Raw genomic sequence first — 18,997 nt, forward strand, 5'->3', positions numbered from 1 at the left:
TTTTATTGGGACGAATTTTTAGTAAAGTCGATAAAGCATCTAAAAAACAGTGGCTAACTTACGCGCCTGGTGGAATAGACAGACTATCAATGATGAGTTGAATTAGGTGATCTTCTAGCTCAAAACGAGATTCCAAAATCTGTCCAACTTTAGAAAGATCATGATCAAAAGATTCCAGTTCATCTTCGTCACCCACAGCAGCATATTTATCGGTGAAGTTAAGAAGAGGATCTGTAGTTAAGATGATCTCCGCATAAGCACGGTTGATTTCATCTGTTGCTTTAAAACCTGTAGAGTGCCACTTATTCATCACCATATCGTAGACCTTAAAATGGCCTTCTGAGATATAGTCGACAAGATCTTGGCAAAAATATTGAAGCTCTTGAGGTGAAGGGAGTTCTGAAACCGCGGCTTTAGCAGCACAAGGTTGAAGCGCAGCAATTTTGCAATATTCTACAACTACATGCTGTCTTTTCTCTAACCAATGATCGATAACGTCACTGGATCCGCCCCATTGTTCTTGGGTTTGTTTGAATTTTTTTAGCATGACCATGCCCTCAAGATCGAGCTATCTTAGGATAGACTGTCCTTTGCACATTTCGCTGTATGAGTAGGATACAGCCTGTTGTCTTCACGAGAGTTTATGCGTGGTAAACAAATCGAGACAAACTCTGGTATGAAATTAGATTGCCAGTAAAATGAACGAACTGCAAGCAACAGGAGTTTGTATGTTAAAAAATAGTGACCTCAAATCAGCTTATTGGTGTGTCGTTTCAGGAAGTGAACTTTGGACCATTGATGGCTCTGTCCCATTTGGTTCCGCGAAGGATCTTGAATTACCGATTGAGTCGGCGATCGAAGTTGATCAATACAACGGACATTCCGTTTACTGGCTTAATCACTCTGAGATCGATAAAGATCTTGAAATGACTTCGCTGCGCGAATTGCTAGTGCTAGATGAAGCTTTGTTTCTTGCTGCTAGTCGTTGTGTTCAATACGGCCATATGAGCCAAACTATGCGTTTTTGCCCACAATGTGGTGGACGCAATCATCTCAATCATCGAGATTTGGCTATGCAGTGCCAAGATTGCCGAACTCTTCATTACCCAAGAATTTTCCCGTGCATTATTGTTGCCGTTCGTAAAGACGACCAGATTCTGCTTGCACAACATCCTCGTCATCAAACAGGTATGTATACCGTGATTGCTGGATTTCTGGAGGTAGGTGAAACTCTTGAGCAATGTGTCGCTCGGGAAGTATTGGAAGAAACGGGCATTACCGTTAAGAATATCCGTTATTTTGGCAGTCAGCCTTGGGCGTTTCCTTCCAGTATGATGATGGCGTTTTTGGCTGATTATGCTGGTGGCGAAATTCGACCGGACTATTCAGAACTAAGTGACGCACAGTGGTTTAAGCCTGCTGACATGCCGCCAGTAGCACCAAAAGGAACTATCGCCAGATCGCTAATTGAACATACCGTAAATGCCATCAAAAATGAGTACTCAACGTCGATATAGTAATGAATCTTAGGTAAAAAAAACCCTCCGGTGAGGGAGGGGGTAAGTAAGATGTCGTTATGAGATGTCGAGTACTAAGTACCCTTATATTATTGTAGTTTTCGCTAGCAACGAGATTTTAAACACTGTTTCAGTTTGCACGCAAATTAACCATTGATTTAAAAGTTAATAACATGATCTAGGTTGCAAAGCGCTGGTCTGCAAAAGTAAATCAATAGTCTGTTACATGCGAAAAAGTGATAGAATACGCGCCTATTTTGCAAAGAAACTAAAGAAATAAGCCTAGAAGTTGGAAGACAGAATGACAGAATTAAAGAACGACCGTTATCTTCGTGCTTTGTTGAAGCAGCCAGTTGATTGCACTCCGGTATGGATGATGCGCCAAGCAGGACGTTATCTGCCAGAATATCGTGCAACACGTGCACAGGCCGGTGACTTTATGTCGCTATGCAAAAACGCAGAGCTTGCTTCTGAAGTGACATTACAACCACTGCGTCGTTTTCCGCTTGATGCTGCCATTCTGTTTTCAGACATTCTGACTATCCCTGATGCAATGGGACTTGGTTTACGTTTTGCGGCTGGTGAAGGCCCGGTATTCGACCGTCCTATTACTTGTAAAGCTGATGTGGATAAAATCGGTCTGCCTGATCCTGAAGGTGAGTTGCAGTATGTAATGAATGCGGTGCGCCAAATCCGTAAAGACCTGAAAGGTGAAGTGCCTCTGATTGGTTTTTCTGGTAGCCCTTGGACATTGGCAACTTACATGGTTGAAGGTGGCAGCTCGAAAGCTTTTACTAAGATTAAGCAAATGATGTACGCAGAGCCTGCGACGCTGCATGCTCTGTTGGATAAGTTGGCAGACAGTGTTATTGAATATTTAAACGCACAGATTAAAGCGGGAGCTCAATCTGTAATGGTATTCGATACATGGGGCGGTGTATTAACTCCTCGTGATTACAACCTATTCTCACTGCAATACATGCATAAGATCGTTGATGGTTTGATTCGTGAAAACGAAGGTCGTCGTGTTCCGGTAACTCTTTTCACTAAGAATGGCGGTATGTGGTTAGAAAGTATTGCAGCCACAGGTTGTGATGCGGTAGGTCTGGATTGGACAATTAACATTGCTGATGCCAAAGCTCGTGTTGGTGATAAAGTTGCCCTGCAAGGAAATATGGACCCATCGATTCTTTACGCGCAGCCAGAACGAATTCGTGAAGAAGTGGCGTCGATTTTAGAAGGCTTTGGTCATGAAGGTACAGGTCATGTCTTTAACCTTGGGCATGGTATTCACTTAGACGTTCCGCCAGAGAATGCTGGTGTATTCGTTGAAGCTGTGCATGAGCTATCCAAGCCTTACCACAACCTGTCCTATAACAAATAAGTGAATGACATACGAAGCGCTCATTATCGAGCGCTTTTTTTTTACTTTAGCTATCACTGATTTATACTGCGATAGAGTCAATTACAATCTGGCAAGCTAATGAAGACAAGAGACAGAATTGTTCACGCCGCTTTAGATCTATTTAATGAGAACGGTGAGCGTGCTATCACAACTAACCATATTGCTGCCTATTTGGAAATCAGCCCGGGGAATCTTTATTACCACTTCCGCAATAAGCAGGAGATAGTACGAGAAATTTTTGCGCTGTATTCGAAAGAGTTGATTGAGCGTTTTACACCGCTGCAAGGCCAATATGAAAGCTTAACCTTGTTAAAGCACTATCTGGATTCCATGTTCAATTTGATGTGGAAGTATCGTTTCTTCTATTCGAACTTGCCTGAAATTTTGCAGCGTGATGAAGAGTTGCATGTCGAGTACATTTCTTCACAAGAGAAACTGCATGTGAACTTAATCAATATCATGCAGAACTTTGTTGATATGGAGCTTCTAGATGTTGAAAAAGAGGAGTTGGAAACTCTAGTAACATCACTGCATATGGTTTACTCCGGATGGTTGGCTTATCAGTCAGCGATGTCTTTGAAAACCAAAATTACTGAGCAAGTGATTTATAAAGGCATGCTGCAAATGATCTCGTTAGTGAAGCCTTGCACTACTCCTCAAGGTTACGAGCAACTTCAACTGCTGGAAGACGGTATTCGCGCGCTGCATGTGTAGTGCGAACATGCGCTAATGCGGCAAAGGTGATGAGTTATAACCTTTCAATCTTGTTACTGATGCTCGAACGCTGTTAGTTTATTGATTCTTAGGCCAACTCATCATTATCTGCCATGCACTATGACGTTTTTAATGGTGATGCCGATGGCATCATCTCACTTCTTCAACTCAGACTTGCTCAGCCTCGTGACGCACAGCTAGTCACGGGGGTGAAAAGAGATATTCAGTTACTTGAGACTGTGAGTCCGAAAGTGGGGGACTCGCTTACTGTGCTGGATATTTCGATGCAGAAAAACATGGTTGGTCTGCTTGCTGCTCTTGATGTGGGCGCTGAAGTGTTTTACGCGGATCACCATCAATCAGGTGATATTCCTACTCATAATAAGCTCTCCGCGCATATTCATTTAGATCCTAATATGTGTACTGCTCTTATTATCGATGATCTTTTAGATGGAAAATTTCGTCATTGGGCAATTGCTGCTGCCTATGGTGATAATCTAAATAGTGTCGCAGATAAAATGTGTAAGGATGCAGGTCTATCTCAAGAGGAATCCGCTCAGCTCAAGGAACTTGGAACCCTTATCAATTACAACGGCTATGGGAAAAGCATCGAACAATTGCATTTTCACCCAGCGTTACTCTATCAAACACTGCTTGGTTACTCGTCGCCATGGGATGTAATTAAAGATAAGTCTTCACCTTACTACGTTTTAAAAGCCGCTTATGAAGCTGACGCATTGCTGGCTATTTCTGTTCCTAGTATCTATGAAAGTGACGTTTTAAGAGTATTTGAGTTGCCCGATGAAGGTTTCTCTCATCGAATAAGCGGTGTGTATGGCAACTTGATAGCCAACCAATCACCAAATCAAGCCCATCTTGTACTTACTAGGTTTGATGCTGAGAATTATGCGATTTCTCTACGTGCACCACTTAACAACAAGCAAGGTGCAGGGGAGTTATGTTCGCAGTTTGTCACTGGTGGAGGGCGGGAAGCTGCTGGTGGTATAAACCGTTTACCAGAGAAAGAGCTCGCAACGCTGATTAAGACCGTTGAAAGCTATTATCGTCAATAACAAAGGAAGGTAATAACCTTCCTTTGTCTGATTTCAAATTTTATCCATTCTTACTATGCCGCTGCGCAGTTAATGGTATGCAGTTGGTGAATCTGAGGTAGGCTGAACTCATCTGCCTGCGCATGTAACTGAGCAAGCTCTTCGAAGTTGTCGATGAGCAACTGAGCTAGCTTTGGATCAAAATGCTTACCTTTCTGGTCGATAAACTCCTGCAAAACCTCTTCTTTTGCCCAAGCGTTTTTGTATGGACGCTTGCTAAGTAGGGCATCGAATACATCGGCAATTGCCACAATGCGAGCAAAGATATGGATATCTTCACCAGCTTTGCCGCATGGGTAGCCGTTACCGTCCCATTTCTCGTGGTGTTCATGAGCGATAATACAGGCCATTTGCATTAGGTGAGAATCACTCCCTTGCAGCAGGTCTCGACCTACTTCAGAGTGTCTTTTCACTACATCGAATTCTTGTTTGGTTAACCTGCCCGGTTTATTCAAAATGGCATCTGGAACAGCAATTTTGCCGACATCGTGAAGTGGGCTCGCCGTATAGATGGTGGTCACATCATCATGATCCAAACCATGCAACATAGCTAATTTGCTTGCCACGCACGCAACGCGTCGAACATGTAAACCTGTTTCATCCGAACGGTTTTCAAGAATATCCCCAAGCACTTGAATGATTTCTTGTTTCTCAGCAAATCTCTTTTGTCGCTCTGATTCGAGTTGGTTTTCATAGGCTGCCAAACTTGAGATATCGCGTAGCATCACGATGATCGAATCGTGCTCATCACGGTATCGCACCATGCCTTTGTATTTGTAGAAATACAATTCATAAGGTGTGCCGTGAATATTAACGATGTTGTACAGATGTTTATTGGTTTTATCGGACTCACTGATGATGTTGAAATCGGCAATCAGATCATTAACGTTGAAGCCTTTATCATCTAAGTTAACATCCCAATAGTTTTGGTCATCGGCAGAGTGAGAGTGAAGTGACAATATTTTGTGACCCAATCCGTTGGCATGACGAATACAGCCTTTGTTATCAATGCCAAATAATGGTTGGTCGATACTTTCAATAATTGAGAGCAGCTGGTTCTTGTTGTTGAGAACCTCTCGGTGGCTCTGTTTTATCTCTTCTAATTCTTGGTTCGAGTTGGAAGTGAGCTTTTGATATTCATAACAAGTTACGATCTCACCGCGGTCGAAGTAGCCGTGAATTAATGAGATAAGCCACGATTTGTCTTCGTCCGTCCCTTCAATCGATACGATTAATTCAAGAAATACCTGACGATAATGTTTTAGTAGTCCGGTATACATATAGAGCTCGATTGCTCTTTTTTGATGAACAATAGCCCTTTCACGGAAGTATCCGATGATGTCTTCATCCCAATCATTAAGTTCCATACGAATATTGGGATCTATCGTTTCTACTTTCTCGTTTGATAGCAAACAATTTAAGCCCGTCGATACTCCGACAATCGACTCTCTCCAAGCGGCACTTGTGTTCGATGTGTAGGCGATGTAGCCGTATTGAGTCCCTAATTTAATGACATTGTTCGTTAGAATGTCAGTGCTATCTATGATGAGCTTTTTCGCTTTTTCAGTAATAGACATAATGATTATGGATTGGTGAATAGACGGTTTAATTTTAACCTGTTTTTGTGCCAAATTTAGCGTGAGGGGGGGTAGATAAGGCTTATCTGACAAGGCTTTGGCTATGTACCTAATCGTAAAAGTTTACAAATCAGGATCGGATGAATTAGTTCAAACAAACTATAAATTTGATGGATGGTTTGTGTCGTATTTAAATCCGAACCATCAATAGATAATTAACGAGTTAGCCAAGTACGAGGGTTCTCAGCTCGGCTGTTGCGGCGAACTTCGAAGTAGAGACTTGGCCTAGATTGGCCACCAGTATCACCCGCGAGAGCGATAGTTTCGCCTGCTGTCACCTTGTCGCCTTCTTTCTTCATTAGTGATTGGTTAAAGCCGTATAAAGTCATGTCTCCTTTGCCATGGTCTAGCAGGACGACAAGACCATAGCCACGCAAGTATTCCGCAAACACAACGGTACCCGGATAAACTGCAGTCACTGCCTGACCATAATTGGCTGATATTACAATCCCTTTCCAATCGACCTGACCAGTTTGGCGCTCACCAAAGTTATGTAATACCGAACCTTTAATTGGCCAGCTGAGTTTGCCACGTTGTTGGCTGATACCGTCCATAGGGATGGCATTGCGTTTAGCCGCTTTGGCAATTTCCGCTTTCAATCGGGTTTCATTGCGTTGCAACTCGGCAAGATAGACTTTATCGCCGGAGATGCTTTTCTGAATTTTGTTTACCGTACCTTTACGTTCCGACTGCGTTTTTGCCAGTTGGTCACGTTTGCTGGTTTGTTCTTCTAACAGCGATGCAATTTGGTCTCGTTCAAGCTGAAGCTGCTTTTGGTTCTCTTCAAGTTGTTCACGTGTCAGTTTCAATGCTTGTATGGTTTCACTTCGCGCTTGGGCTAAATGTTGGAAGTACTGGCTGATACGGTCTTCTTCCACATTGTTATTAAGCAAGTTGCCATTCGTAGTTGCATTCTGAGTGATGTAATAGGTCTGAAGGAGCTGTTTCAATTTGTCCGCTTGCTGGGTGCGCTGACTTTCCAGTTCTTTGATTTTCGCTTGGAGCTTATTGATGTTCTGATTGGCTGATGTTAAGTCACTTTTGGTGTCTTTAATCTGCTTTTCCAAATTCGAAATATTGATCTCTTGTTGCTTCAGCGATTGTTGCAACTGATCCAGTTGACCTTGTTGTTTGGATAATTCCTGTTTCTGACGAGAAATTTCTCCAGCCACGCCCTTTAGTTCTTGCTGTGAGGCCGCAAAAACTTGGGAAACAGACAAAACGGAAAAACAGAAACACAACGCCAATGGAATTTTGACGAGGTTGTGCTTTAGGTAGTGTCGCAACGTGATTGTCATGTAGGGAGAATGTTCGCCAATAGATTCAATGAGTAACCAGTATACTCAAAGAGTGGCATGAGGCGAGTGTCGGATGCAAAAACTTTGTCATACTGTTTACCTATTGGAGATATTTTTGCCTTAAAGCTGATTTTGGTGATAAAAAAGCCCTAACTGGGTTAGGGCTTTAACATTCACTTCGCAAGTTTTACTTATTTGTAAATAACTTGACCAGACATATCTGCTGGGATTTCAGTACCTGTCAGAGCAAGCATTGTTGGTGCTAGGTCAGACAGTTTACCGCCTTCGATAAACTCGATGTCTTTGTTACCAACGTAAACCAGTGGTACTGGTAGGTTAGTGTGTGCAGTGTGTACGCCACCCGTTTCTGGGTTAACCATCATTTCTGCGTTACCGTGGTCAGCAGTGATCAGTAGCTGGCCATCCACTTCTTTGATAGCTTCAACAACACGACCGATACATTCGTCAACGGCTTCACATGCTTTAACCGCAGCTTCGTAAACGCCCGTGTGGCCAACCATGTCGCCGTTCGGGTAGTTACAGATGATAGCGTCGTATTTACCAGATTTGATTGCTGCTACAAGCTTGTCTGTTAGCTCAGCAGAGCTCATTTCTGGTTGAAGGTCGTAAGTCGCTACTTTAGGAGAAGCAACAAGTTGACGTTCTTCACCATCAAATTCGTTCTCAACACCACCGTTGAAGAAGAAAGTTACGTGCGCGTATTTCTCTGTTTCAGAGATACGTAGCTGAGTTTTACCTGCTTTCGATAACCATTCACCATAAGTGTTCTCTAGTGATGCTGGTGGGAAAGCTGCTGGTAGTGGAATGTCTGCTGCGTATTGAGTCAACATTACGAAGTTCAGAGCAGGGAATACTTTACGCTCGAAACCAGCGAAATCTGTTACGAAAGTGCGCGTGATTTGACGTGCACGGTCAGCACGGTAGTTCATGAATAGAACTGTGTCGCCGTCTTGCATTGCTGCAGACTCTTGACCTTCTGCGCGGATTTCCGTTGCTTTAACGAATTCATCGTTTTCTTCACGAGCGTATGCCGCTTCTAGACCTGCTAGAGCAGAGTCGAAAGTGAGCTCACCTTGAGCTGCAGTTAGCACATCGTAAGCTTTCTCTACACGTTCCCAGTTGTTGTCACGGTCCATAGCGTAGTAACGACCAACTAGAGATGCGATACGGCCTTTGCCTAGTTTTGCGAATAGTTCGTCAAAACGTTGCAGAGTACCTTCTGCACTGCGAGGTGGTGTATCACGACCGTCTAGGAAGCAGTGTAGGTAAATCTTTTCTGCGCCACGCGCTGCTGCTAGTTCGATAGCTGCATAGATGTGATCTTCGTGAGAGTGAACGCCACCTGGAGACATAAGGCCCATTAGGTGTACAGCTTTACCCGCTGCAACTGCTTTGTCGATAGCTGCTACTAGCACTTCGTTTGTCTGGAACTCACCGTCAGAAATTGATTTAGTGATGCGAGTTAGATCTTGGTACACGATACGACCAGCGCCGATGTTTGTGTGGCCAACTTCAGAGTTACCCATTTGACCGTCAGGTAGACCAACGTCCATACCAGAAGCCGAAATTAGAGTATTTGGGTTGTTTGCCATTAAAGCATCCATTACTGGAGTATTAGCATTGCTGATAGCATTGTTGTTGCTGTCTTCACGGTAACCCCAACCGTCAAGAATCACTAGAGCCATTGGCTTCTTAGCTGACATACTTATAACCTCGTCAAATTCAATAAAATCAAAGTAACTAAAAACTGAAATTAGCGTAATTTTACTACACTTTATAGCCGTTGCAGTAGGGCAAGATCAATGATTCTCCCTATCGTTGCAATAAAATGTAGCCAATTGATCAAAATTTTGTCTCAAATTGATTGTTTATTCTTATAGTTAGTAAACGAAAAATAGATCGTTAATAGACCAAAATACTTGTTCCAGCGACAGCGACAATTGCGCCTAGCCAAGCAAAACGGTTCGGTCTTTGTTTGGTGTAAATCCAAAGTATAGGCAATAGCATGATAGGTGTGGTGGAAGAAAGCAGAGCAACCATACCCACATTGCCTTCTCGTAGGGCATACAAAATCAGCGTCATGCCTAGCGCCATACCGATAAAACCGTTAATGGTAGTGATACCAAAAATTTTCCAATTCATTTTTTGCGTTGGACGCGCAACGCGAGTCCCTGTTGCTCTCAGTAAGCAGTGTGCGACAAACGCAGTCAGCATTCGAATAGATGAAGCGGCTACAGGGTCAATGTCAGTTTGCATGATGGGCTTTGCTATCACGCCACCCAAAGCTTGGCACAGAGCCGCCGTTAACCCTAACCCTAGCCCTATCCAAACATTGCCGTGAACCATTTCTAAATGATTGCTACTTTGTCCTCTACGCCCAAAAAAGATCGCAGTCAGTACACCAGAGAAGACCAGTGTTGAGCCTAATAGTTCAAGAGGCGTCATACTTTCGCTAAAGAGAAAGTAACCCAGCACAGTTGAGAAAACGGCGTGGCAAGAGAACAGCAATCCAGACTGGCGAGGCCCCATGCGATTTAAACAGGCGAAGAGTGCCGTATCACCGATAAATATACCTATCAGACCTGACAGCATCATTGGCGGTATGGCTGATGATTCAACAGTTGACCAACCACCAGTAATCAAGGCCATTGTCGCTAGAATGGTAAAGGTTGAGCCCATTCTCCATCGACTATAAGCAAAAGTGCCAAGATGTCTGGCAGGAGTGACAGAGAGTAAACTGGCTATAGCCCAAAGAAATGCCGCAGCAAGCGCCAGCCATTCATAGCCCATGAGTTGTCCTTGAGAGGGAGAGAAAAGGGCGATCAATATGCCATCAAGGCTTGGGAAAACAAAGTGAATTCATACTCTTTACGTGGGAAGTCCACTTGGCGTGAATGATGGGGCTTTAGTGTAAATAAAAATGTATGAATTTTCTAAGGCTAGAAACTCAAGTCTCCCTTTTATAAGGGAGACTTTGGAGAGGGAAAAGAGCTTAGGTGAGTATCCAAACCGCAGCGTAAACAATCGATAAGCCGACCACACCAATAATCACACCGGCCTTTGCCATATCTTTACTTTCAATAAGCCCCGTTGAATAAGCGAGTGAGTTAGGCGGTGTTGAGACAGGTAAAATCATACCTAGAGAAGCCGAGAAGGCGACGACAACTAACAGACCTTGGATTCCGCCAACATCTGCTAGGCTTTGCATTGATGTGCCAATAGCAGCAGCGATAGGCATTAATAAGTTCGCGGTTGCTGTGTTAGACATAAAGTTTGCCATTAGCCAGCAAATGAGTGAGAGCGTGATAACAACAGACATCGGTGATAACGACTCATAATCAATAGCATGAGCCAGTGCTTTCGCTAATCCTGTTTGCTCTAAACCAATGCCGATGGCGATACCACCGGCAACTAGCCAAAGCACATCCCAGTTAATCTGTTTCAGCTCTTCTTTGCCCATAATGCCCGTTAGGGTGAATATGGCTAATGGGATCACTGCAACCACATAAGTGTTCATACCGTGCAATGAGGTTGTCATCCACAGCAGAATGGTGGCGGCGAAAGTAAAATACACCACGATCGCACGCCAGTTACGCATAAATCGCCCTTCTAATTTGAGCGTCATGGTCTTTTGAGAAGAAGGAAACAACTTCTGCAATAAAAACCACGCAATCGTAAGCTGAATAAAGACAAAAGGCAGACCCATCATCATCCATGACAAGAAGCTAATCGAGTGTTCACCAGTTAAATATTGCAGAGCGATGGCATTGGGTGGTGTGCCAATAGGTGTAGCGATACCACCGGTATTGGCGGCAATCGGAATACATAATACCAGAGCTTTAATGCCTAAGTCCCCTTTAGGGGCGGATGCCACAATCGGGCCTAACAGTGCCAACATCATTACCGTGGTAGCGGTGTTGGACATAAACATCGAAAACACAGAAGTAATCAACATAAGTCCAAGCATGATGAATTTTGGCTGGCTGCCAAAAGGTTTGAGCAGTACGCGGGCTAGATTGTTGTCGAGTTCGTATTTGGATGCCGCGATAGCCAGTGCAAAACCGCCCATAAATAAGATGATGATCGGAGAAGAAAATGCGCCGAAAATTTCAGTGTATGGAATGAGAACACCCAGTTCGTGTCCTTCTGAGGGAGCTCTAAACCAATGCAATCCTTTATTCGAAATCATAATGAGTTCGAGTGTGATGATGAAAATTGAGGTTGCAAATACGGGAACCGGTTCGAGTACCCACAAAAGAGCCGCAAGCAAGAATATAGCCAGTAAGCGATGTTGGATAAGAGTGAGATTATCGATAGGAATTGCATCAATTGGCATCATAAGGACGCCAAGAGGAATCAGCAGACACACTAACAGTTTGATAAGCAACATGGGTTGCAAAGTCGGCATGGGTAAATCCTCACTCAAAGAAGAATGGGGAGATCTTAAGCTATTGAATCAATAGGGTCTTAGAGGAGGGTTAAAGTTCTGCTCATTTACTGAGATAAAAGACGAATGTGTGGTTTAGGTCAAAAACAAAATGCCCAGACTAAGCAGGGCATTTTAGAGACAAAACATTGTTACTTGTTGATGTGAGCGTATGGTGTACCTAATTGAGTTGGTACATTGTTTTGCATGCTCTCATCAAAACGGATGGCGTCTTTTGCAAATAAGTTGATGACCGTTGAGCCAAGCTTAAAGCGGCCCATTTCTTCACCTTTCTTAAAGGAAACAGCCTTGTTACCTGTTGCTGGGTAATCCCAACGATAAACCGTATTTCCACGTGGTGGTGTCACTGTACCAGCCCAAGTCAGCTCAATACTACCGACGATAGTTGCACCCACTAGTACCTGTGCCATTGGACCGAATTTAGTATCAAAAATACAAACCACACGTTCGTTACGTGCAAATAGGTTTGGTACGTTTTCAGCCGTTAAAGGATTTACTGAAAACAGGTCACCCGGTACGTAAATCATCTGACGTAGAGTGCCGTCACATGGCATGTGTACACGGTGATAGTCACGAGGCGATAAATACAGCGTTGCGAATTCACCGTCGCGGAACTCTTCAGCCAATTTAGCGTCGCCGCCTAACAGCTCTTGTGCCGAGAAATCATGACCTTTCGCTTGAATCAGCTTGCCATCGGTAATTGGACCAAACTGGCTCACACAAGCATCTGCTGGGTGAGTAATGACTAACTCATCTTCAACAATTGTACGAGCGCCTGATTTAAGCTCTCGAACGAAGAACTCATTAAATGTCTTAAAGTGTTTTGGATCTGAATGCAGAGCTTCGTCCATGTTGACGTTGTATTGTTTGATAAACCAGCGGATAACAGCTGTAGTAAGGCTACCTGCTTTTGCTGAGGCTAACTTGCCGACTAAGCGAGTCAAACCGTGTTGTGGAATCCAATACTGCAGTCCAACTTTAATTTTATCCATTGTGTTTCATTCCAATGTGTTTAGGTCCAATGTGTTTAAACAATGGGCCAAATTGTCTGTTCTACTCAAAAGGTGGGCAAACCTTGAGCTTTGGGCGCGAGATGTTACTGAAAATCGCAACAAGTGTCAGCACCTAGGTTATAAATCGCAACAAAATAGCGTTATAGATCGGCTTTCTTATTACGAGAATACTGACGGTTGGCTTTGTTTTCATCCATGCTTTCGATGATTCGGTGGTAGTTATCGTAGCGAATTTTGCTCACTTCGCCTTTCTCAACGGCCTCACGCAAGATACAGCCTGGATCGTCACCGTGTTTACAGTCTCTGAATTTACAGCCACCCAAGTAAGAACGAAATTCTACATATGCTTTGGTAATATCATCGGCTTCTAAGTGCCACAAACCAAACTCACGAACTCCCGGAGAATCAATCAAGTCACCGCCAGATGGGATGTGGTAGAGACGAGCTGCGGTCGTTGTGTGTTGACCTAAGCCAGAAGTTTCAGAAATAGCACCTTCTTCAACCGTTTCTGCAAGTTCAGGCATTAGAGCATTAACTAAGCTGGATTTTCCCACACCAGACTGGCCAACGAAGATATTAATTTTATCGCGCAGTTTTTCTTCCAGCGCCTTGATACCTTCGCCAGTTTGCTTACTGACATAAAGAACTTCGTAACCGATGCGCTCATATTCAGCTAGCCACTCTTGGTATTGTGAGCGTTGCTCTTCCGTTAACAAATCAATCTTGTTTAGGACAATCAGTGGAGCGATTTCTAGCGTTTCTGACGCAATTAAATATCGGTCGATAATGTTAAGGGAAAGCTCAGGCATTACAGAAGAGACAATCACCATTTGGTTGACGTTCGCAGCGACAGGCTTTAAACCGTCGTAATAGTCAGGGCGAGTTAAAACCGATGTCCGTGGCTCAACGGCTTCCACCACACCTGAAATGCCTGCAAGAATTTCATTACCGGGACGCCAAATGACCTTGTCTCCAGAGACAAGTGTTTCTATGCCGCGGCGAAGGTTACAGCGGTGAATGGTTCCAGTATCAGGATCTTCGATATCAGCATGCTGTCCAAAGCGAGTAATCACTAATCCTAACTTTGCACTCTCAAGCATTGACTCTTCCCATTGTACGGAATCGTCTTGTTGGAGTTTTCTATGTTGGTTGCTTCTTACGCGCCTAACTTGGCCTTTAGTCAGCTTTTTTTTCTTTGCCACTATGTTCTACTTTTATGAATGCGATGGTAGTTATTAATTTGATTGATTTTTGTGCCAAGTAGAAAGCCCAATGCATTTGAGTAAATGCGCTTGGCTAGGTTTCTTGGCTATCTGAATTTGGGTATAGTACCTCTTTTATCGACAAACCCATATAGGCACTCACTTATGTCTTACAGCGATCAAAATCTTATTTGGATCGATTTAGAGATGACTGGCTTAGATCCTGAAACTCACAAAATCATCGAAATTGCCACTATTGTCACCGATAGCGAACTCAACATTCTTGCTGAAGGACCAGTGTTAGCGATTCATCAACCAGAGTCAGAGCTAGACAAAATGGATGATTGGTGTACCAACACACACACGGGTAGCGGGTTAGTTGAACGTATTCGCCAAAGCTCGGTGACTGAAGAGCAGGCTGTCGCTCAAACTATCGAGTTTCTAGAAAAATGGGTTCCTCGTGGAAAATCACCAATTTGCGGTAACAGTATTGGTCAGGATCGCCGTTTCCTCTACAAACATATGCCAGTATTGGAAGAATATTTCCATTATCGCTATATCGATGTCAGCACGTTGAAAGAACTAACACGTCGATGGAAGCCGGAGATTTTAGATGGTTTCTCTAAGCAAGGTAGCCATTTAGCACTAGATGATATCCGTGAATCTATCGCGGAGCTCAAATACTATCGCCAAACCATAATGTCGATATAAAAGTCATCTACCGTTGAACACTCAAGCCGCAGCATAAGCTGCGGTTTTTTTATGGGACAGGGAGGAAGGCGAGTTGAGCAACACTTTGAACCACTTTAGTGATTCCTCTGTTGGTTTTATCCGCAACAATCAACGCCATCATGTCCTGAACCATCGCCATCTTAGAAAACAACCGATCAAAGCTAAGGTCGTAACCCGTTTCGCTGATGTTGTTGGACAGTAGAAAGAGTTCACCTTTGCTGTCTCTTCTTTGATAGAGACGCCAAACAAAAATCTCAATATTCCGAGCGCTGTTATAAAGAGACTGCTCATTGAGGGAGTCTAGAATGAAAAACTCCTGCTGGTGGTTATAGGAGCGTCTAAGCATTTCTGTTAATCCCACCATTGCTGCGAATACTCGGTCACCTTGGAAATTCTCATCAAAGCTAAGAAGAATGGCATCAATGCCCGTCACTCCGTTTAGTTCGTCAAACACAAGAGACGGAATTTCAATCGTATTGTAAGTACCAAATATTTGCGCCATACGCGCATCAACGGTCATACCAGAGCTTTTTTTTAGCTGCCATGGGTTACGGACATAGAGCTTGCGTGTTAATTCCATCAGCATCTGTTTTTGCTGCTTAGCATGAACATCCATGACAAAATCAACATCACTTTTTCCTAGATTTCGCATAGGTTTTGGCATTGAACCACACCCTGTTAGGATCAAAAAAGTGGTGAACAGCACCATTAGCAAGATCATTTTTTGCTTTCGCTGTTGAGAGATTAATCTTCCCAATCCAAATTCCTTTTTACTTTCCTAGTCAAAAGCTTTCAAAGATTAACGTATTTACCAATCTCAGCTTTCGTACATGTTTGTGCTGTACGGTTAAAAATACGTCGGTCGTAAAATAAGTTGCAAATAATTCTGTCAGAATAACGGTTTATCTCGCATAATGCGTGAGCTCGAATTTAAGAGAAGCCTTAAATGACAGACTTATACTGTTGGTCTTTTAAGCAAAACTCGCTGTTTGCGGATGCTTTTTAGTCAAGCGATAAAAAAAAGAATTTTTTTTTCGATAAGGGCTTGCATCGCACAAAAATGCTCTTATAATTCGCAGCCCTGAACAACGGAAACGTTGTTGATGCGACACTAGCTCAGTTGGTAGAGCGCAACCTTGCCAAGGTTGAGGTCACGAGTTCGAACCTCGTGTGTCGCTCCAGATTTCTTTAAGTAGAAACTGCAGCTTTCATTGTACTTAACAATGATTTCGGACGCGGGATGGAGCAGCTTGGTAGCTCGTCGGGCTCATAACCCGAAGGTCGTTGGTTCAAATCCAGCTCCCGCAACCAAATTTAGATTAAACGCAAAACGCGGTTAATCATGCGACACTAGCTCAGTTGGTAGAGCGCAACCTTGCCAAGGTTGAGGTCACGAGTTCGAACCTCGTGTGTCGCTCCAATTTCTTATTTAAAGAGAAAATTCTCTTTAAGAAGAAAACAAAGCTTTCATTGTGCTTAACAGTGACATGCGACACTAGCTCAGTTGGTAGAGCGCAACCTTGCCAAGGTTGAGGTCACGAGTTCGAACCTCGTGTGTCGCTCCAGATTTCTTTAAGTAGAAACTGAAGCTCTCATTGTGCTTAACAATGATTTCGGACGCGGGATGGAGCAGCTTGGTAGCTCGTCGGGCTCATAACCCGAAGGTCGTTGGTTCAAATCCAGCTCCCGCAACCAAATTCAGATTAAACGCGAAACGCGGTTAATCATGCGACACTAGCTCAGTTGGTAGAGCGCAACCTTGCCAAGGTTGAGGTCACGAGTTCGAACCTCGTGTGTCGCTCCAAATTTCTTTCTTTATAGAAAGCTATAGCCTTCATCGTGCTTAACGATGACATAACATGGACGCGGGATGGAGCAGCTTGGTAGCTCGTCGGGCTCATAACCCGAAGGTCGTTGGTTCAAATCCAGCTCCCGCAACCAAATTTAGATTAAACGCAAAATGCGGTTAATCATGCGACACTAGCTCAGTTGGTAGAGCGCAACCTTGCCAAGGTTGAGGTCACGAGTTCGAACCTCGTGTGTCGCTCCAAATCAAAATTTGAAATATTAAAAGTAAACTGCGCTTGTTCGCAGATTTTTTTTCTTTTAATACTGCAATTATTTGGCAAACTGCCAATGCTCTTTCTATAATGCTGTGAAGCATAAGCCCCCAAATAAGACATTCACCTATTTCCATAGGCTGAATTCCTCCTGATAAACGCAACTCATCGGCTTGCCTCTTTATCCCATTTATACTGCACGTTCAGGCATTCTTTGTACTGTTCATTAACAGAGTTATCCACAATTTAATCATGTGGATAACTCAGTGAATAATTTGTTTTTTGCAAGGAAAATAGCTTTTACTGGTAGGATCTTTTGCGGTATTAGAGATTGAATGAATGATGATAATTTTAGGTAAAGTATTGAAATTAATGGAAATGTAATATTTTTGGTATTGCGATCTATTCTTAAAAAACGATCATTAACTGTATTTTCCTTGATCCTAGTCATTTCCTGCTAATGTGACTAACTTTTCTCAAATATAGAATTTGTTGCTTCTTTAAAATTTTTTCCACATTGGTGCATTTTGAGAAGCGCATCAAAGAATGTGCTCACTCTTTGTGCGTGAAAAGCACGTCATTATCTTATTATGCGTCTCTTGGTAAGCCTTTCTGAATAATACGAATCAGCCGCTCATGGCTCGCTATTGTGTTTGGCAAATTGGCCAATTGTTTTTCAATAGCCCAATTTAAGTGCACATCTAAAATATCTGACTGTCCGAGTGCATTTTTGAGAGCCAATACGATGCTTTCTGAATAGGGAGCATTTCCAAGTGCTATAGATATATTTCTTTGCCATTGCAGATGACCAATACGTCGAATTGCAGAGCCTTCCATTTTTTGCAGAAAGGTTTTTTCATCCCATTCAAACAGAGTTAGTAAATCGGGGGATGCAAAAGAATCTCTTCGATGAAAATCAGTTTGCTGGGTAAGATCTGAAAATCGATTCCAAGGGCAAACAAGCTGACAATCATCACATCCGTAGATACGATTTCCCATTGCGGCACGAAATTCTTCAGGAATGATTCCGTCAAACTCAATAGTCAGATAAGAAATACATTTTCTTGAGTCGACGATTCCATCAGCGACAATTGCTCCGGTTGGGCAGGAGGTGATACAGGCTTTGCACTTACCACATTCATTTTCAGAGGGCGTGTCCACTGGTAACGGGATATCAACTAAAAGTTCGCCTAAGAAAAACCAAGAACCTGAGTCTCTATCTAAAATCAGTGAATGCTTGCCAGTCCATCCTAAACCAGCTTTTTGAGCTAGAGGTCGTTCCAATAGAGGTGCAGAGTCAACGAAAGGGCGAAATCCTAGTTTCCCAACTTCCTGTTCTATTTTTTCACCCAATTTTTTCAATTGGTTGCGAACTAATTTATGGTAGTCACGTCCAAGAGCATATCGGCTTATGTAAGCTTGAGTGGGATCAGACAAGTTAGAAGCAAATTGTGCCTGTGGCGGAAGGTAGTTCATTCGCGCACTAATGACCCTGATTGTGCCGGGAAGAAGTTCCGCAGGGCGGGCTCGCATCATTCCATGTCTTGCCATCCAATCCATGTCGCCATGGTAACCGGCATCTAACCATTGTTGTAGAGCTGGCTCATGTTCTTGAAGATCGATATCGCTGATGCCGACTTTTTCAAAACCGAGTTCAGTAGCCCATTGCTTGATTTGATCTGCGAGTTGTTGGTAGTTCATGGCGAAACTTTAGTTAGGGTTATTGGCCTAAAAAGGGCAGAGGATCTTAACGGATCTCGCTGGGTGGATCTAGTTCAACTCAAGCATCTTAATTAAGAAAAGGATAGGATCTTGAGCTTATTTAGCGAGTTCATACAG

At 43.3% G+C, this 18,997-nt stretch carries 15 protein-coding genes and 8 tRNA genes; 13 read left to right on the plus strand and 10 right to left on the minus strand.

The genetic code is table 11. The features are described 5' to 3' along the window. Nucleotides 1–58 precede the first annotated feature (58 nt). Nucleotides 59–553, minus strand: a complete 495-nt coding sequence (rsd, locus tag ACOSVQ_RS17705) for a sigma D regulator (protein WP_491983770.1) — start codon at nucleotides 551–553, stop codon at nucleotides 59–61. A gap of 145 nt (nucleotides 554–698) precedes the next feature. Between rsd and nudC the strand changes: the two genes are divergently transcribed. From nudC to ACOSVQ_RS17725, 4 genes are all read left to right on the plus strand, one after another. Then, nucleotides 699–1,517, plus strand: a complete 819-nt coding sequence (gene nudC / locus ACOSVQ_RS17710) for an NAD(+) diphosphatase (protein WP_491983771.1) — start codon at nucleotides 699–701, stop codon at nucleotides 1,515–1,517. Between the two features lie 301 nt (nucleotides 1,518–1,818). After that, nucleotides 1,819–2,901: a uroporphyrinogen decarboxylase gene (gene hemE / locus ACOSVQ_RS17715; protein ID WP_491983772.1), complete on the plus strand. Its 1,083-nt coding sequence runs from the start codon at nucleotides 1,819–1,821 to the stop codon at nucleotides 2,899–2,901. A 99-nt stretch (nucleotides 2,902–3,000) separates the two neighbouring features. Then, nucleotides 3,001–3,636, plus strand: coding sequence for a TetR/AcrR family transcriptional regulator (locus ACOSVQ_RS17720; protein ID WP_491983773.1), 636 nt, complete (start codon nucleotides 3,001–3,003; stop codon nucleotides 3,634–3,636). A gap of 113 nt (nucleotides 3,637–3,749) precedes the next feature. Then, nucleotides 3,750–4,709 (plus strand): DHH family phosphoesterase, encoded by a 960-nt coding sequence (locus tag ACOSVQ_RS17725; RefSeq protein ID WP_491983774.1) that lies wholly within the window; start codon nucleotides 3,750–3,752, stop codon nucleotides 4,707–4,709. A 53-nt stretch (nucleotides 4,710–4,762) separates the two neighbouring features. Here ACOSVQ_RS17725 and ACOSVQ_RS17730 read toward each other — a convergent pair whose 3' ends face one another. The 7 genes from ACOSVQ_RS17730 to rsgA all read right to left on the minus strand — a co-directional run bounded on the left by ACOSVQ_RS17730 (nucleotide 4,763) and on the right by rsgA (nucleotide 14,366). After that, nucleotides 4,763–6,325 (minus strand): HD domain-containing phosphohydrolase, encoded by a 1,563-nt coding sequence (locus ACOSVQ_RS17730; RefSeq protein ID WP_491983775.1) that lies wholly within the window; start codon nucleotides 6,323–6,325, stop codon nucleotides 4,763–4,765. A 215-nt stretch (nucleotides 6,326–6,540) separates the two neighbouring features. Next, on the minus strand, nucleotides 6,541–7,683 hold the full coding sequence (locus ACOSVQ_RS17735) for a murein hydrolase activator EnvC family protein (protein ID WP_491983776.1): 1,143 nt from the start codon (nucleotides 7,681–7,683) through the stop codon (nucleotides 6,541–6,543). Between the two features lie 191 nt (nucleotides 7,684–7,874). Beyond that, nucleotides 7,875–9,407: a 2,3-bisphosphoglycerate-independent phosphoglycerate mutase gene (gene gpmM, locus ACOSVQ_RS17740; RefSeq protein WP_491983777.1), complete on the minus strand. Its 1,533-nt coding sequence runs from the start codon at nucleotides 9,405–9,407 to the stop codon at nucleotides 7,875–7,877. Nucleotides 9,408–9,606: 199 nt separating this feature from the next. Then, the gene (locus ACOSVQ_RS17745) at nucleotides 9,607–10,494 is read right to left on the minus strand and encodes a DMT family transporter (protein WP_491983778.1); all 888 of its coding nucleotides are present in this window, start codon (nucleotides 10,492–10,494) and stop codon (nucleotides 9,607–9,609) included. A gap of 202 nt (nucleotides 10,495–10,696) precedes the next feature. Further along, nucleotides 10,697–12,112 carry an SLC13 family permease gene (locus tag ACOSVQ_RS17750; protein WP_491983779.1) on the minus strand — a complete coding sequence of 472 codons (1,416 nt, stop codon included), beginning with the start codon at nucleotides 12,110–12,112 and terminating at the stop codon, nucleotides 10,697–10,699. A gap of 170 nt (nucleotides 12,113–12,282) precedes the next feature. Then, nucleotides 12,283–13,143: an archaetidylserine decarboxylase gene (gene asd, locus ACOSVQ_RS17755; RefSeq protein ID WP_491983780.1), complete on the minus strand. Its 861-nt coding sequence runs from the start codon at nucleotides 13,141–13,143 to the stop codon at nucleotides 12,283–12,285. A gap of 161 nt (nucleotides 13,144–13,304) precedes the next feature. After that, nucleotides 13,305–14,366: a small ribosomal subunit biogenesis GTPase RsgA gene (gene rsgA, locus ACOSVQ_RS17760; protein ID WP_491983781.1), complete on the minus strand. Its 1,062-nt coding sequence runs from the start codon at nucleotides 14,364–14,366 to the stop codon at nucleotides 13,305–13,307. A 165-nt stretch (nucleotides 14,367–14,531) separates the two neighbouring features. On the opposite strand from rsgA, the gene orn reads away from it, so the two are divergent. Continuing rightward, on the plus strand, nucleotides 14,532–15,077 hold the full coding sequence (gene orn, locus ACOSVQ_RS17765) for an oligoribonuclease (protein ID WP_491983782.1): 546 nt from the start codon (nucleotides 14,532–14,534) through the stop codon (nucleotides 15,075–15,077). 49 nt (nucleotides 15,078–15,126) lie between these two features. On the opposite strand, the gene ACOSVQ_RS17770 is transcribed toward orn, so the two are convergent. Beyond that, entirely contained in the window at nucleotides 15,127–15,762 is a 636-nt protein-coding gene (locus tag ACOSVQ_RS17770; RefSeq protein ID WP_491983783.1) for a hypothetical protein, read from the minus strand. Nucleotides 15,763–16,203: 441 nt separating this feature from the next. On the opposite strand from ACOSVQ_RS17770, the gene ACOSVQ_RS17775 reads away from it, so the two are divergent. The 8 genes from ACOSVQ_RS17775 (at nucleotide 16,204) to ACOSVQ_RS17810 (ending at nucleotide 17,148) form a co-directional block, all read left to right on the plus strand. Next, a tRNA-Gly gene (locus ACOSVQ_RS17775) sits at nucleotides 16,204–16,279 on the plus strand. Between the two features lie 53 nt (nucleotides 16,280–16,332). Continuing rightward, nucleotides 16,333–16,409: transfer RNA gene (locus ACOSVQ_RS17780), tRNA-Met, on the plus strand. 33 nt (nucleotides 16,410–16,442) lie between these two features. Continuing rightward, nucleotides 16,443–16,518, plus strand: a tRNA-Gly gene (locus ACOSVQ_RS17785). Between the two features lie 69 nt (nucleotides 16,519–16,587). Next, nucleotides 16,588–16,663 (plus strand) — tRNA-Gly (locus ACOSVQ_RS17790). 53 nt (nucleotides 16,664–16,716) lie between these two features. Then, nucleotides 16,717–16,793, plus strand: a tRNA-Met gene (locus ACOSVQ_RS17795). 33 nt (nucleotides 16,794–16,826) lie between these two features. Next, a tRNA-Gly gene (locus tag ACOSVQ_RS17800) sits at nucleotides 16,827–16,902 on the plus strand. A 60-nt stretch (nucleotides 16,903–16,962) separates the two neighbouring features. Then, nucleotides 16,963–17,039, plus strand: a tRNA-Met gene (locus ACOSVQ_RS17805). A 33-nt stretch (nucleotides 17,040–17,072) separates the two neighbouring features. After that, nucleotides 17,073–17,148, plus strand: a tRNA-Gly gene (locus tag ACOSVQ_RS17810). Between the two features lie 598 nt (nucleotides 17,149–17,746). Here ACOSVQ_RS17810 and queG read toward each other — a convergent pair. Then, nucleotides 17,747–18,859, minus strand: coding sequence for a tRNA epoxyqueuosine(34) reductase QueG (gene queG, locus ACOSVQ_RS17815; RefSeq protein WP_491983784.1), 1,113 nt, complete (start codon nucleotides 18,857–18,859; stop codon nucleotides 17,747–17,749). Between the last annotated feature and the right edge of the window lie 138 nt (nucleotides 18,860–18,997).

This window comes from Vibrio sp. HM8-C (assembly GCF_058630515.1).